Below are 13841 nucleotides of genomic sequence, written 5' to 3'. Positions count from 1 at the left end.
TGGTTGGGCGCGAGCACATGGTGCCATCGCGTTGTTGAGTGTGGACGATCCTGGATCCTTTTTTCTGCTATACAGAACAACATGCTTGACGCACTCCCCCCTTACGCCATCGCATCGGTGGACAAGGCGATGCTCATCCTGCTCATGATCCGAGAGCGCGGGGAGGTGCGGGTCACCGACGTCAGCGACGAGCTGGGGGTCGCCCGCTCCACGGCCCACCGGCTGCTGCTCACCCTGGCCCACCGCGGTTTCGTCGCCCAGGACCGGGTCAGCCGGGCCTATCGCGCCGGCCGGGTCGTGGTGGAGATCGGGTTGTCCGCGGTGGGCGGGCTCGACGTGCGGCGCAAGGCCAGGCGGCACATGGAGTGGCTGGCGGCCGAGTTGCACGAGACGGCCAACCTGATCGTGCTGGAGGGCAGTGGCGCCCGGTTCATCGACGGGGTGGAGGGTGACCGGCCGCTGCGGGTCTCCTCCCGTACCGGCACGTTGCTACCCGCGCACAGCACCTCGGGCGGCAAGGTCCTGCTCGCCGAGCTGCCCGACGAGGAGGTCCTCGCGCTCTTCCCCGACGGCCTCACCCGGGTCACCGACCGCACCATCACCGACCCCGACGCCCTGCGCGCGGAGTTGCGCAGTGTGCGCGACCTCGGCTACGGAGTGAATCACGAGGAAAGCGCCGCCGGGCTGGACGCGGTGGCCGTGTGCGTCCGCGACCATCTCGGCCGCGCCCTGGCCGCGCTCGCGGTCAGCCTGCCTCACCAGCGCATGACCCAGGGCAACCTGCACATGATGCTCCCTCTGCTGCGCACCGCAGCCGAGGCCATCAGCCAGGATCTGTGATCCGGCAGTAGCCAAGTTGTTCTGGCATGCAGAATCTATGACCGTTCGATTCCCTTTTGTGAAAACTCGCCGTAACTTCTGGCAACGAGCCAGAGATCCGGGCGCTGTGCCACGAAACGGGTATATGTCATGATTAAGCATGAAAACGGTCGCGTCATAGTGCTTCCGCGCGGGCGGCGCCGGTGAGCTACAACGACTACGACGGCCCGCACGCCGACCTGCGCGAGCTGATCGAGCGCATCGACCGGTCCGGGCAACTGGTGCGGCTGGGCGGCGTCGACCCGCACCTGGAGCTCGGCACCCTGATCGAGCTCATCGCGCACCGCGGCGGTGAGGGCGGCCCGGCCGTCCTGTTCGACGACCTCGTGGACGCCAAGCCCGGCCATCGCGCCTTCTCCGGCGCCACCAACTCGGCCGAGCGGCTGGCGCTCACCCTCGGCCTGCCGGCCCCCGGCCATCCGCTCGACGTCGTACGCGCCTACCGGGACCGGATGAAGACCCACAAGCCCATCCCCCCGGTCACCGTGGACCACGGCCCGGTGCTGGAGAACGTCCTGCGCGACGACGAGGTGGACGTGACCGCGCTGGTCGCGCCCTTCCTGCACGAGAGGGACGGCGGCCGCTACATCGGCACCGACGACCTGGTCATCATGCGCGACCCGGACGACGGCTGGGTCAACATCGGCACCTACCGCAGCATGGTGCACGGCCCCGACCGGGTGGGCCTGTGGATCTCCCCCGGCAAGCAGGGCAGGCAGATCAGGGAGAAGTACTTCGCCCGCGGCGAGCCCTGCCCGGTCCTGATCTCCTGCGGCCACGACCCGCTGCTCTTCCTGGCCTCGGGCAACGAGCTGCGCTACGGCCTGTCGGAGTACGACTACGCGGGCGGGCACCGAGGGCAGCCGTTCGAGGTGGTCGCCTCCGAGCTCTACGGGCTGCCCATGCCGGCCAGGGCCGAACTGGTGCTGGAGGGCGAGATGTACCCGGGCGAGGTCGCGCCCGAGGGGCCGTTCGGCGAGTTCACCGGCTACTACGCCGGCGGGCGCTCCGACCAGCCCGTGGTGCGCGTCCGCCGGATCTACCACCGCAACGACCCCATCGTGACGGTCGCCTCCCCGATCAGGCCCCCCTCGAACTTCTCCTACAGCAAGTGCGTGATGAAGGCGGGGATGATCTGGGACGAGGTGGAGCGGGCCGGGCTGTCCGGCGTGCAGGGCGTGTGGTGCCACGAGGCGGGGGCCGCCCGGTTGTTCAACGTCATCTCCATCAAGCAGGCCTACGACGGGCACGCCAAGCAGGCCGGGCTGCTCGCCGCGTCCTGCCAGTCGGGCTCCTACCTCGGGCGTTTCGTGGTCGTGGTGGACGAGGACATCGACCCGACCAACACCTTCGACGTGTTGTGGGCCATGTCCACCCGGTGCGACCCGGTGGACGACATCGAGATCATCCGCCGGGCGTGGAGCGGGCCGCTCGACCCCCGCATCCCGCACGGGCAGACGCACAACTCGCGGGCCGTCATCTCGGCCGTCCGCCCGTACCACCGCCTCGCCGACTTCCCGCCCGTCGCCGAGGCGAGTCCGGAGCTGCGCGACGAGGTCGCGCGCAAGTTCGCCGGCGTCCTGGCCGGGCTCGGCGCCACATCCCCCCACTTGCAGCAACCGGAGGAAGCAGAATGAGCAGGCTCCGCCTGGCCGCGATCGCCGCGGTGACCGCCACCCTGGCCCTCGGCCTCACCGCGTGCGGCGGCGACGACACCGCTGCCACCGCGAGCGGTGACGGCGCCACCATCAACTACGGCATCTACGAGCCCGGCGCCGACTCCGGCTACCTGCTGATGGGCCAGGAGAAGAACTTCTTCGCCAAGCACGGCGTCAAGGTGAACGTCGTCCAGCTCAAGAGCGCCCAGCAGGCGTTCCCCGCGCTGCTGGCGAAGCAGGTCGACGTGATCCAGGGCAACCCGAGCGAGGCGCTGCTCGCGGCGCAGAAGGGCGCGAAGCTGAAGTTCGTCGGGTCCACCATGCCCGGACAGAACTACGCGCTCTACGCCAAGAGCGACATCGCCTCCATGTCCGCCCTGTCCGGCACCACGCTCGGCATCTCCACCCCGACCGGCCTGCCGGCGGTGGTCGCCAAGGCGATGATGCTCCAGTCCTCCGTCGATCCCTCCTCGGTCAAGCTCGTCAACGCCGGCGGCGCCTCCGACCGGTACAAGGCGGTGGTCGCCGGGCAGATCCAGGTCGCCTCCGCCCCGCTGGACTACACCGGGCAGGCCGCCAAGGACGGCGTCAAGCTGCTCGGCCGGGCCAAGGACCTGGTGCCCGACTTCCCCAGGTACGCGCTGATCACCAGGGACGACGTGCTCCAGGCCAAGGGCAGCGCGGTCACCGGTCTCATCGCCGGGCTGGTGGAGGGCATCCGCTACGCCGACGCGCACCCGGACGAGGCCCAGGCGCTGGCCGCCAAGACGCTCAAGGTGGCGGCCACCGACCCGATGGTCGCCGAGACGTACAAGGAGTTCCACGACGGCGGCTACCTGGCCATGAACGGTGAGGTCCCGGTCAAGCAGATCAAGTACCTCGCCGACCTGCAGGTGAAGCTCGGCATCACCAAGACGGCGATCCCGGTGGACCCGATGGTGGACGACAGCTACCGCCAGAAGGCCGTCGCCGAGCTCGGCCAGGTCCCGTCGACCTACTACGGAGACGCCAAATGAGCGACCTCGCGGTGGACGTGCGGGGAGTGTCCAAGGTCTTCGGGGACGACAAGGGCCGCGAGGTGCAGGCGCTGCGGGACGTGTCGTTCCAGGTGCGCCGCTCGGAGATCGTGGCGCTGACCGGGCGCAGCGGGTGCGGCAAGACCACGCTGCTGCGGATCATCATGGGTCTGGAGCACCCGACGTCCGGCACGGTGGTGGTGGACGGCGACCCGGTGCGCGGCCCGGGGCTCAACCGGGGCATCGTCTTCCAGAACGCCGAGCTGCTGCCGTGGCGTACCGCGCTCGGCAACGTCGAGTTCGGCCTGGAGGCCCGCGGCGTGCCCAAGGCGCAGCGGCGGGAGGCGGCCGAGCGGGCGATCGAGCTGGTCGGGCTGGAGCAGGCGGCCGGTCGCCGCCCGCACGAGTTGTCCGGCGGCATGCGGCAGCGGGTCGGCATCGCCCGCGCGCTCGCCATCGACCCCGCGGTGCTGCTCATGGACGAGCCCTTCTCCGCGCTCGACGCGCAGACCAGGGAGAACATGCAGGGCGAGCTGCTGGAGATCCACGAGCGGACCGGCAAGACCATCGTCTTCGTCAGCCACGACATCGACGAGTCCGTCCTGCTCGCCGACCGGGTGGTCACCCTGGTACCCGACCCCGGCCGGGTGCACGGCGTGCTCGACACCGCCTTCGGCGGCTCCGCGTCCCTGGACGAGCGCCGCAGCTCGGCGGAGTTCGCCGTACGCCGCCACGAGCTGCTGCAACTCGTGCACGGCCGGGAGATCCAGCAGCAGGATGGAGTGTCCATATGACCGAGCGCAGCGAGGGAATCAATAGGCACAGCACCTTGGTCATGAGGCCGGCGAAGGAGGTCTCATGACCGCCCTGGCAGACCCGGCGGCGCCGGCCGTCGACGACGAGACCGCGCTGTCCAGGAAGATCCGATCCCGGCGCCGCGGTGGGCGGGACCGCCTGATCACCGCTGGCGGTGTGGTCGTCCTGGTGATCATCTGGGAGATCGCCGCCCGGCAGGTCAACCCGATCCTGGCCGCGCCGCCCAGCGCCGTGTTCGAGGCGCTGATCAGCATGATCGGGGACGGCTCGCTGCCCAAGGCGGTGTGGGAGAGCGCCCAGCCGTTCCTGGTCGGCTACCTGCTGGCCATCGTGGTCGGGGTGCCGGTGGGGCTGCTCATCGGCCGGTTCCGGGTGGTCGAGGCGGCGATCGGCTGGCTGGTCATCGCCGGCTACGCGATGCCGATGATCGCGCTGACCCCGGTCTTCATGTTGTGGTTCGGGCTGGGCTTCGCGGTCAAGGCGGCGATGGTGATGACCATGACGGTCTTCGCGATCTCCATCAACACCTGGAACGGCGTGCAGAACGTGCCCCGCAGCATCATCGAGGTCGGCACCGCCTTCTGCGCCTCCCAGCCGCGCATCCTGCGCCAGATCGTGATCCCCTCCGTCATCCCGTCGATCATGACGGGGCTGCGGATCGGCATCGGCAAGGCCGTGGTCGGCATCGTGATCGCCGAGTTCTTCACCGCGATCGGCGGGGTCGGCGGGGTCATCGTGGACGCCGGGCACAGCTTCCAGCCGGACCGGATGTTCGCCGCGGTCGTCGTGCTGATGCTCGCCGCGGTCGCGCTGACCGGGCTGATCGGCCTGATCGAGCGGTGGCTGGCCCCGTGGAACCGGTCGATCGCCGGGGGTGCGCATTGAACACCCCGATCGCCGGGGCGCCGCGCCGGGTCATCGTCGGCGTCTCCGGCGCGACCGGCACCGCGCTGGCCGTACGGGCGCTGCAACTGCTCGGCGCGGCGGGGGTGGAACGGCATCTCGTGATCAGCCCCGCCGCCCGGCGCACGGCCGCGTACGAGATGCCGGAGGCTGCGTTCGACGCCGAGGTGGTGCACAACTTCCGGGACATCGGCGCCTCCATCGCGTCCGGCTCCTACCCGGTGGACGCGATGATCGTGATCCCGTGCAGCGTCAAGACCCTGGGCGCCATCGCTTCGGGGGTGTCGGAGAACCTGCTGGTGAGGGCCGCCGACGTCACGCTCAAGGAGCGCCGGCGGCTGGTTCTGTGCGTACGGGAGACGCCCCTGCACCTGGGGCACCTGCGGGCGATGGTCACCGCGACCGAGATCGGCGCGATCATCGCGCCGCCGATGCCCGCGTTCTACGCCCAGCCGGAGTCGCTGGACGATGTGGTGGACCACATCGTGGCCCGGGCGTTGTCACTGATCGGCGTGCACGTGCCCGGCGCGCCGCCGTGGCAGGGGACTCCCGCCTCGGCGGCGCGTACGGAAGATCACAGCCAGGCCGGCAGCGGCGGCCCTTCGAGCGCGCCCGGGCGGCCGAGCAGGTAGGCCGTCACCTCCGCCAGCTCCCCGCGCACCTCTTCCGGCGTGCCCAGCTCCCAGCGGTCGGCGGTGTCGGTGGCGATGAGCGTCACGCGCGGCGCGTCCGGGTTGGCGGAGAACGCCGCCACGGCGTCCTCCGCGAGCGCGCGGAGGACGCTGGCGGGGAAATCACGCAGGCCCGTGCCGGCGTCCAGGTCGGCCGCGTGCACCCACACCTCCCGGGTACGCATCCACGCCACCTCGGAGGCGGGTACGGTACGCCCCCGGGCGGTGCGGACCTCGGCGTCCCAGGCGGCGGCCGGCATCGCCGCGAGCTCCCGGGCGAGCCGGGCGTGCGCGGCGGCCAGCTTCGCGCGCAGGTCGCCGGCCGGGAGCGCGGCGCCCGCCTCGATGTCGGCCGCCCGCTGCTTCGGCGAGGAGTACATCGGGGTCTCCACCCCGGTGCGGGCCCAGTCGAGCAGGTTGACCAGGGCGTCCGCGTTGCTCGCGACGTGCGCGACGACGTGGCGGCGGCGCCAGCCCGGCAGCGCCGAGGGCGCGTGCAGGCCGGCGTCGTCGATCCCGCGCAGCGTCTGCTCGAACAGCGCGGTGCCCTCCTGGACCCAGACCAGTTCGGGCACTGTCATGCCTTCTCCAGCCGGCACACGTTGCGGCACTCGCCGAGCCCGTCGATGCTCGTGGTGAGCACCGTGCCGTCGGCCAGGTACCGCGGGGGCTTGCGGGCGTGCCCGACCCCGCCGGGGGTGCCGGTGGCGATCACGTCGCCGGGCGCCAGCGTGATGATCTTCGAGATGTAGGAGACCAGCTCCACCGGGGTGAAGAGGATGTCGGCCAGGTCGGTGCTCTGCATCACCTCGCCGTCCACCTCGCAGCGCATCTCGCCACTGGTGCCCGGCACCTCGTCCGGCGTGACCAGCCAGGGACCGAGCGGGGTGGTGGCCTCGAACGTCTTGCCCTGGAGCCACTGGAGGGTGCGGTACTGCCAGTCCCTGGCGGTCACGTCGTTGAGCACGGCGTAACCGGCGATCGCGGCTCTGGCCTCGTCCTCGTCCGCGTTCCTGACCTCGGTGCCGATGACCAGGGCCAGCTCGGCCTCCCAGTCCATCGCCTCGGACACGGCGGGCAGCACGACCTCGTCGTTCGCGCCGATCAGCGAGCGGCTGTACTTGGCGAACAGCGTCGGGTGGTCGGGCAGCTCGCGGCCCATCTCCAGGATGTGGTTGCGGTAGTTCTGCCCGACGCAGACGATCTTCTCGGGCGCGGTCACGAGGGGCGCGTAGTCCAGCCCGTCGAGCGGATGGGCGGGGCCGTCGGCGACGGCCGCGGCGCTGCGCCAGTCCGGCCTGCGCAGCACCTCCACCAGGTCGGCGGCGCCGAGCTCGATCGCGGCGTCGGCGTCGATGCGCACCGCTCGGGTCTGTCCGCCGATGCGGATGGTGGCGAGCTTCATCGGGTGGCCTGCCGGGCAAGCCGGGTGAAGCCGAGCGCGTCGTACACGGGTTCGTCGCTGAAGCGGAACAGATCCACCTGCGTCACCGCCTCCAATGAGAACTCGCACCAGGAAGGTACGGCGAACAGATCACCCTTCTTCACCGCGAACCGCTCCTCGCCCAGGGTGACCGTGGCCTCGCCCTCGAAGACCTGCCACACCGCCGAGCCGACGATGCGCGCGGGCTCGGTGCGTACCCCGGCCCGCAGCCGGTGGAACTCGGTGCGGATGGTGACCAGCGCGTCCCCGCCGGTGGTGGGGTTGGTGTAGCGCACCCCGGCGTGGCCGGGACCGAGGGCCACCGGGTGCCCCTCGTCGGCGAGCTCAAGTTGCGCGGTCAGCGCCGCGTCGGTGTGCGCCCAGCGGTAGGCCATCAGCGGCGAGCTGGGCTGGTCCGGCGCCCCGATCGGGCGCAGCCCCGGGTGGCCCCACAGCCGCTCGTTGCGCGAGCGGTCCGGGGTCTCGGTGACCGAGAGCTCGTCCGGGCCGAACTCGAAGAACCCGGCGTCGAGCTGGTGCACCAGCGGGATGTCCAGCCCGTCGATCCAGGCCATCGGGTTGTCGGTGACGTTCTGGTGCTCGTGGAAGGCCCAGCTCGGGGTGAGCAGCAGGTCGCCCCTGCGCATCGCCACCGGGTCGCCCTCGACGTTGGTCCAGACGCCCTCGCCGTCGATCACGAACCGGAACGCGGTCTGCGTGTGGTGGTGCGACGGCGCCGTCTCGCGGGGACCGAGGTACTGGATGGCGGCCCACAGGGTCGGGGTCGCGTACGGCAGGCCGGGCAGCCCCGGGTTGGCCAGCGCGATGGCCCTGCGCTCGCCCCCGCGCCCCACCGGCACCAGGTCGCCCGAGCGCTGCGCCAGCGGGTAGAGGTCGGACCAGCGCCACACGTGGGGGACGGCGGCCGGCCGCGGGGTCAACGGCATCAGGTCGTCCCTGGCGGTCCACAGGGGGATCAGGTTGTACGCGCTGAAATCTCGGTAGAGCTGGTCGAGCGCGACCTGATCCTGGTCGATCGTGGTCATGGAGTTCACTCCTTCATGTGCGTAACGCGCTTCGACCGTAATACAGGTGCTCGCAGGGTGGAACTTGGCTCTGTTAACATTCCAGAATGCAGAATCAGCCCGGTTACCCGCTCAAGGCGGTGGAGAACGCGCTGGTGACGCTCAAGTTCCTGCAGGAGCGCGGGGACGTCAGGGTGGCCGACGTCGCCGAGCATCTCGGGGTGGCCCGCTCGACCGCGCACCGGGTGCTGGCCATGCTGGTCTTCCACGATTTCGCGATCCAGGACGCCCGGCGCGTCTACCGCCCGGGGCCCGCGCTGAGCCCGCTGGGCCAGCCCGGCGTCGCCCCGCCCGACCTGGTCACCACGGCCCACCCGCACTTGCGCGCGCTCAACCTGGAGGTCGGGGAGACCGTCCACCTGATGATGCTCCAGGGCAACGGCGTCCGGTTCGTCGACGGGGTCGAGGGCCCGCAGGCGCTGCACGTGGGCAGCCGGATCGGGATGTTGCTGCCCGCGCACGCCACCTCCGGCGGCAAGGCGCTGCTGGCCGAGCTGCCCGACGAGGAGCTGCGCGCCCTCTACCCCAAGGGCGTGTCCCGCGGCGCCGCCGCGATCGGCGACCTGGCCGCGCTGCGGCGCGAGCTGGACGGCGCCCGCCGCCGCGGCTACGCCGTCAACAGCGAGGAGAGCGAGCGCGGGGTGCGCGCGGTGGGCGCCTGCGTGCGCGACGGCGCGGGCCGCGCGGTCGCCGCCGCCGCTGTCGCGGTGCCGAGCGTCCGCTGGCCCAAACGCCGCCTCGCCGAGCTGGCCGTCCCCCTGCTCGCCTCCGTCACCAGCATCACGGCGGCCCTGGCGGGTTAGGGTCTCAAGGCAGGAGCACGATCTTGCCGCGGGTGTGTCGCTGTTCGAGCCTGCCGAACGCGTCGGCCACGCGGTCAAGGGGATAGGTGGCGGCGATGGGGATCTCGATGGTCCCGTCCGCCACCAGGCCGGCCATCTCGGTGAGGACTTCACGGTTGGAGGCGTCCCGGCTGCCCCGGGTCCTGGCTCCGAGCTCACTCCCTTTCTGGAAGGCGGCGATGGTCTCTATGTGGTCGGGCGGAATGCCGAGACCGGCGGCGAGCTCGACATACTGGGGCCCGAAGAGGTCGATGAAGGCGTCGATGCCGTCGGGCGCCGCCGCGGTGAGGCGCTCGCCGAGCCCTTCGCCGTAGTTGACCGGCGTGACGCCGTGCGCGGCGAGCCAGGAGCCGTTGGCGGGGGAGGCGATGCCCAGGACGCGGACGTCGCGCACCGCCAGCAACTGGATGACGACCGTGCCGACGCCGCCCGCGGCCGCGGAGACCGCGACGGTGTCACCCTTCTCGGGGTCCACGGCATGGACGGCGGCGTGGGCGGTGCAGCCCACGATGTACAGGGATCCGGCGACCGGCCAGCTGAGCCGGGGCGGCTTGCGGATGAGCTGGGTGGCCGGGACGCTCACGTGGGTGGCGTGGCTGGAGCGCTGCCAGGAGTAGCCCAGCACCTCGTCGCCGATCGCGAAGTCCCCGACGCCCGCGCCGAGGGCGGTGACGACTCCGGCCAGGTCGCTGCCCTGGCCGGACGGGAACGTGGCGGGAAAGCGCTCGTGCATCGCGCCGCTGCGGATCGCGGCCTCGCCGGGGTTGATGCCCGCGGCGCGGACCTCGACGAGGACCTCGCCGGCAGACGGGGAGGGCACCGGTACGTCGGCGACGTAGAGCACGTCCGTCCCGCCGTAGCGGTCGAACCGGACGGCTCGCGCCCGTGGCTGGTTCATGGCCATCTCCTCAACGATTGCGGACGTGGTCAGTGTTGCCCGTTCAACGCCACTCGAAAATTCGGTCGACGGCTGGGGCAGCTGCTGTCAGCATGGGTCGTGATGTACCGAGCGTAGAAACACCTCGATCACTGACAGGGGATGGTCCCCGGAGCCCGATGGCCCGGTGTGGCGACCATCGCCCGTTCAGGCTTTCGTCATGGGCGGCGGCTCGCTGCTCACCTCTGAACGAACGGATCCGACGGATCCGCCTGTGATCGATGTGCGGGCGTCGAGGACGCCGAGAAAAGGACTCTTCATGGAACTCCATGAGTACGCGAGGTACGACGCTGTCGGAATCCGGAACCTGATCAGGGCCGGCGAGGTGACCGCCGACGAGGTCGAGGCCGCTGCCCGGCGGGCCCTGACCGTGGCGAACGCGAAGGTGAACGGCCTGGCGCTGCCGGTGTTCGCGCCGGCGCTCGACCATGCCGAGGACGGTCCGTTCGCCGGGGTGCCGTTCCTGATCAAGGATCATGGGCCGGTGGCCGAGGGGGTGCCGTTCTTCCTCGGCAGCCGAAGCCTGCAGGGCGTCGTCGCCCAGCACGACACCGACCTGATGGCCCGCTTCCGTGCCGCCGGCCTGGTCACCTTGGGCCTCACCACCGTGCCGGAGATGTGTGTCAGCCTCTCCACCGAGTCGGTCAGGTTCGGGCCGACCCGCAACCCGTGGGATCTGGACAGGGGTGCGGGCGGGTCCAGCGGTGGCGCTGCCGCTCTGGTCGCCGCCGGGGCCGTACCCGTCGCGCATGCCAGCGACGGAGCCGGTTCCATCCGGGTTCCGGCCTCCTGCTGCGGGCTGGTCGGGCTCAAGCCGAGCCGCGGCCGGGTCACGTCCGGGCCCGACCTGGGGGAACCGATGCTGGGCATGGCGTACGAGTTCGCGCTGACGCGCACCGTCCGCGACGCTGCCCACCTCCTGGACGCCGTCCAGGGACCGGGGATCGGCGACAAGTACACCGCGCCACCCCCGCGCCGCCCGTATGCGGACGAAATCGGGACCGACCCCGGCCGGTTGCGGGTGGCGGTGACCACCAAGGCCTGGTCGGGTGCGGTGGTCGACGGCCAGGTGGCCGCGGCGGCGGTCCGGGTCGGCCGGGAGCTGGAGCAGCTGGGGCACACCGTGTCCGAGGCCGGTCCGCTCGTCGACTGGGACGCCGTCATGCAGGCATCGGTGGCCGAAGGGGTCGCGGTCGCCTCCATGCTGCTCCTGGCCCCCAGGCAACCCGACCCAGCCCGCATGGAGGCCGTCTCCAGGCAGTTCCTGCAGGTGGCGAGGGAGTACACCGGGCTGGACCTGCTGGCCGCCGGCAACGCCCAGAACCGGGTGACCCGATCGGTGAGCGCGTTCTTCACCGAGTACGACCTGCTCGTCACCCCGACGCTGGGCCGCCTTCCGGCGCCGCACGGCACCCTGCGGTACGACGATCCCAGCCACACCATGACCAGCTGGCTGCGGGCGTTGTCCGACTATGGGCCGTTCAGTGTGGTGTTCAACATCACCGGTCAGCCCGCGATCAGCCTGCCGCTGGGCCAGAGCGAGAACGGGCTGCCGATCGGCGTACAGATCGTCGCTGCTTACGGCCGCGAGGATCTGCTGTTCCAGATCGCCGCCCACCTGGAACAGAGCATGCCCTGGAAGGACCGGACTCCGCCGGTCTTCGTGGCGAACCCCTGACAGGGAAGCTGCGCGGCACATGAGATAATCATTCTTACGAAGCCCTCTCGGCCTCGGGCGCAACAGCCCGGGCGAGAGGGTTTTTTCATGCCCGAAACCGCTTCCGCGGCAGGCGCGCCCCACCCGACCAAGGAGTGCTCATGAAACTCGGTTTGACCTGCCCCCGCTTCACCTGGCCCGGCGGCGACGGCGCCATCGCAGGGCGATTCGCGGCCGTCGCCCGCGGCGCCGACGAAGCGGGTCTGCACAGCCTGTGGGTGATGGACCATTTCTTCCAGATCCCCAACTTCGGCTCCGTGGCGGATCCGATGCTGGAGGCGTACGGCGCGCTGTCCTACGCCGCCGCCCTCACCAGCCGGGTCACCCTGGGCGCCCTCGTGACCGGCGCCGTCTACCGCGAACCCGGCCTGCTGGTGAAGCAGGTCAGCACCCTGGACGCGCTTTCGGGCGGCCGCGCCGTCCTCGGCATCGGCGCCGCCTGGTACGAGGCGGAGGCCCGCGGCCTCGGCCTCCGCTTTCCTCCCCTGGCCGAGCGGTTCGAGCGGCTGGAGGAGACCCTCCAGATCGCCCAGCAGATGTGGAGCGAGGAGGACAAACCGTACGAGGGCTCGCACTACAGGCTCGAGCGAACGCTCAACGCGCCGCAGGCGCGACCGCCGATCCTGATCGGCGGCAGCGGGGAGAAGAAGACTCTCCGCCTCGTCGCCCAGTACGCCGACGCCTGCAACTTCCTGTACGGCGCCGACGTACGGCACAAGCTCGCCGTGCTGCGCACCCACTGCGAGCGGCTGGGACGCCCCTACGAGGACATCGAGAAAACCCTCCACATGCGCATCCCCGACGGCCAGCACGTCGAGGAAAGCGTCCAGCGCTGCGCCGAGCTGGCCGCCCTGGGCATCGACCACGTCATCGTCGCCGTCCCCGAACCCACCGACCACGCCTGGCTGGCGCACCTGGCCGAGCTCGCCACCCGGATCTCCGCCATCACCCCGGCCGGACGCGATGAAAGAGGTAAACCTGGTATGGTTCTTTCATGAGATTGCCCGCCTTCGGGGAGGTTTCCATGACCACCACAACAGTCCTGTCCTACGAGGTCTTCGTCTCTGACGGTCCCACCCGAGCCGGCGACCAGCGCCTGCCGAGCGGGGAGCCGATCTCGTGGTCGCCGCTGTCGTCCACGCTGATCTTCGGGGAGGAGGACGCCCTCTTGGTCGATCCGCCGTTCACCCGCGAGCAGATCCAGCAGGTGGGCGACTGGATCGAGCGATCCGGCAAGCGGCTGGCGTACATCTATGCCACCCACGGGCACGGCGATCACTGGTTCGGCAGCGGGGAGCTGTTGAAGCGGTTCCCCGGCGCCATCGCCTACGCCACTCAGGGCACCATCGAGGTCATGCGCCAGCAGGCCACGGTGGGGCGCGAGCAGCTGTTCGACCGGGTCTTCCCCGGCCTGATCCCCGAGTCGCCGGTCGTCGCCGTGCCGATTCCCGAAGAGGGGTTCCTGCTGGAGGGTAATCTCGTCCAGGCCGTCGAGACGGGGCACACCGACACCGACGACACCTCGGTTCTGCATGTGCCTTCCATCGCGCTGGTGGTGGCCGGTGACGTCGTCTACAACGGCGTACACCAGTACTTCATCGAGGGCGCCGACGGCGGCCTGCTGGACTGGATCAAGGCCCTCGACCGGGTCGCGGAGCTCGAGCCGCGCGCCGTGGTCGCGGGTCACAAGAACAAGGACCGCCCCGACGACCCGGCGGCCATCGACGAGACCCGGCAGTACCTGCGGGACCTGGTCCGGCTGCTCGACCAGAAGCCGACCGCCCGCGAGTTCTACGATCAGATGACGGCGCTCTATCCGGACCGGCTCAACCCGGGCCCGGTGTGGTACGGAGCGGTCGCCCTGCTCGGAGAATGACGGCGGAATCCCATCCAG

Annotated in this window: 14 protein-coding genes; 10 read left to right on the top strand and 4 right to left on the bottom strand. The window is 70.7% G+C overall.

Annotated elements, in window-relative coordinates; genetic code table 11:
- The first annotated feature begins 81 nt into the window (after window positions 1–81).
- From ACFLIM_RS33790 to ACFLIM_RS33765, 6 genes are all read left to right on the top strand, one after another.
- Complete coding sequence (locus ACFLIM_RS33790) at window positions 82–840, top strand: IclR family transcriptional regulator (protein ID WP_393172428.1); 759 nt, start codon at window positions 82–84, stop codon at window positions 838–840.
- A 182-nt stretch (window positions 841–1022) separates the two neighbouring features.
- Window positions 1023–2516 (top strand): UbiD family decarboxylase, encoded by a 1494-nt coding sequence (locus ACFLIM_RS33785; RefSeq protein WP_393172427.1) that lies wholly within the window; start codon window positions 1023–1025, stop codon window positions 2514–2516.
- A complete protein-coding gene (locus ACFLIM_RS33780; protein ID WP_393172426.1) occupies window positions 2513–3553 on the top strand; it encodes an ABC transporter substrate-binding protein in 1041 nt (346 codons plus the stop codon). The genes ACFLIM_RS33785 and ACFLIM_RS33780 overlap by 4 nt, the downstream gene beginning before the upstream one ends.
- On the top strand, window positions 3550–4347 hold the full coding sequence (locus tag ACFLIM_RS33775) for an ABC transporter ATP-binding protein (protein WP_393172425.1): 798 nt from the start codon (window positions 3550–3552) through the stop codon (window positions 4345–4347). Before ACFLIM_RS33780 ends, ACFLIM_RS33775 begins: the two co-directional genes overlap by 4 nt.
- 64 nt (window positions 4348–4411) lie before the next feature.
- Window positions 4412–5254 carry an ABC transporter permease gene (locus ACFLIM_RS33770; RefSeq protein ID WP_393172424.1) on the top strand — a complete coding sequence of 281 codons (843 nt, stop codon included), beginning with the start codon at window positions 4412–4414 and terminating at the stop codon, window positions 5252–5254.
- A complete protein-coding gene (locus ACFLIM_RS33765; protein WP_393172423.1) occupies window positions 5251–5904 on the top strand; it encodes a UbiX family flavin prenyltransferase in 654 nt (217 codons plus the stop codon). The genes ACFLIM_RS33770 and ACFLIM_RS33765 overlap by 4 nt, the downstream gene beginning before the upstream one ends.
- Here the strand turns inward: ACFLIM_RS33765 and ACFLIM_RS33760 are convergent.
- The 3 genes from ACFLIM_RS33760 to ACFLIM_RS33750 are packed head-to-tail and all read right to left on the bottom strand — an operon-like array spanning window position 5847 to window position 8412.
- A complete protein-coding gene (locus ACFLIM_RS33760) occupies window positions 5847–6524 on the bottom strand; it encodes a maleylpyruvate isomerase family mycothiol-dependent enzyme (protein WP_393172422.1) in 678 nt (225 codons plus the stop codon). The genes ACFLIM_RS33765 and ACFLIM_RS33760 overlap by 58 nt on opposite strands.
- Entirely contained in the window at window positions 6521–7348 is an 828-nt protein-coding gene (locus ACFLIM_RS33755) for a fumarylacetoacetate hydrolase family protein (RefSeq protein WP_393172421.1), read from the bottom strand. The genes ACFLIM_RS33760 and ACFLIM_RS33755 overlap by 4 nt, the downstream gene beginning before the upstream one ends.
- On the bottom strand, window positions 7345–8412 hold the full coding sequence (locus tag ACFLIM_RS33750) for a cupin domain-containing protein (protein WP_393172420.1): 1068 nt from the start codon (window positions 8410–8412) through the stop codon (window positions 7345–7347). Before ACFLIM_RS33750 ends, ACFLIM_RS33755 begins: the two co-directional genes overlap by 4 nt.
- An 86-nt stretch (window positions 8413–8498) precedes the next feature.
- On the opposite strand from ACFLIM_RS33750, the gene ACFLIM_RS33745 reads away from it, so the two are divergent.
- On the top strand, window positions 8499–9254 hold the full coding sequence (locus ACFLIM_RS33745; protein WP_393172419.1) for an IclR family transcriptional regulator: 756 nt from the start codon (window positions 8499–8501) through the stop codon (window positions 9252–9254).
- Window positions 9255–9258: 4 nt separating this feature from the next.
- On the opposite strand, the gene ACFLIM_RS33740 is transcribed toward ACFLIM_RS33745, so the two are convergent.
- Window positions 9259–10191 (bottom strand): NADP-dependent oxidoreductase, encoded by a 933-nt coding sequence (locus ACFLIM_RS33740; protein ID WP_393172418.1) that lies wholly within the window; start codon window positions 10189–10191, stop codon window positions 9259–9261.
- Window positions 10192–10489: 298 nt separating this feature from the next.
- On the opposite strand from ACFLIM_RS33740, the gene ACFLIM_RS33735 reads away from it, so the two are divergent.
- The 3 genes from ACFLIM_RS33735 (at window position 10490) to ACFLIM_RS33725 (ending at window position 13823) form a co-directional block, all read left to right on the top strand.
- Window positions 10490–11908 (top strand): amidase, encoded by a 1419-nt coding sequence (locus ACFLIM_RS33735; RefSeq protein ID WP_393172417.1) that lies wholly within the window; start codon window positions 10490–10492, stop codon window positions 11906–11908.
- 140 nt (window positions 11909–12048) lie between these two features.
- On the top strand, window positions 12049–12945 hold the full coding sequence (locus ACFLIM_RS33730) for an LLM class F420-dependent oxidoreductase (RefSeq protein ID WP_393172416.1): 897 nt from the start codon (window positions 12049–12051) through the stop codon (window positions 12943–12945).
- 26 nt (window positions 12946–12971) lie between these two features.
- On the top strand, window positions 12972–13823 hold the full coding sequence (locus tag ACFLIM_RS33725) for an MBL fold metallo-hydrolase (protein WP_393172415.1): 852 nt from the start codon (window positions 12972–12974) through the stop codon (window positions 13821–13823).
- The last annotated feature ends 18 nt before the right edge of the window (window positions 13824–13841 follow it).

Source organism: Nonomuraea marmarensis, from assembly GCF_043197025.1.
Taxonomy (GTDB): domain Bacteria; phylum Actinomycetota; class Actinomycetes; order Streptosporangiales; family Streptosporangiaceae; genus Nonomuraea; species Nonomuraea marmarensis.
The sequence above is the reverse complement of the archived record's forward strand: the minus strand, read 5'-3'. Positions and strand labels throughout refer to the sequence as shown.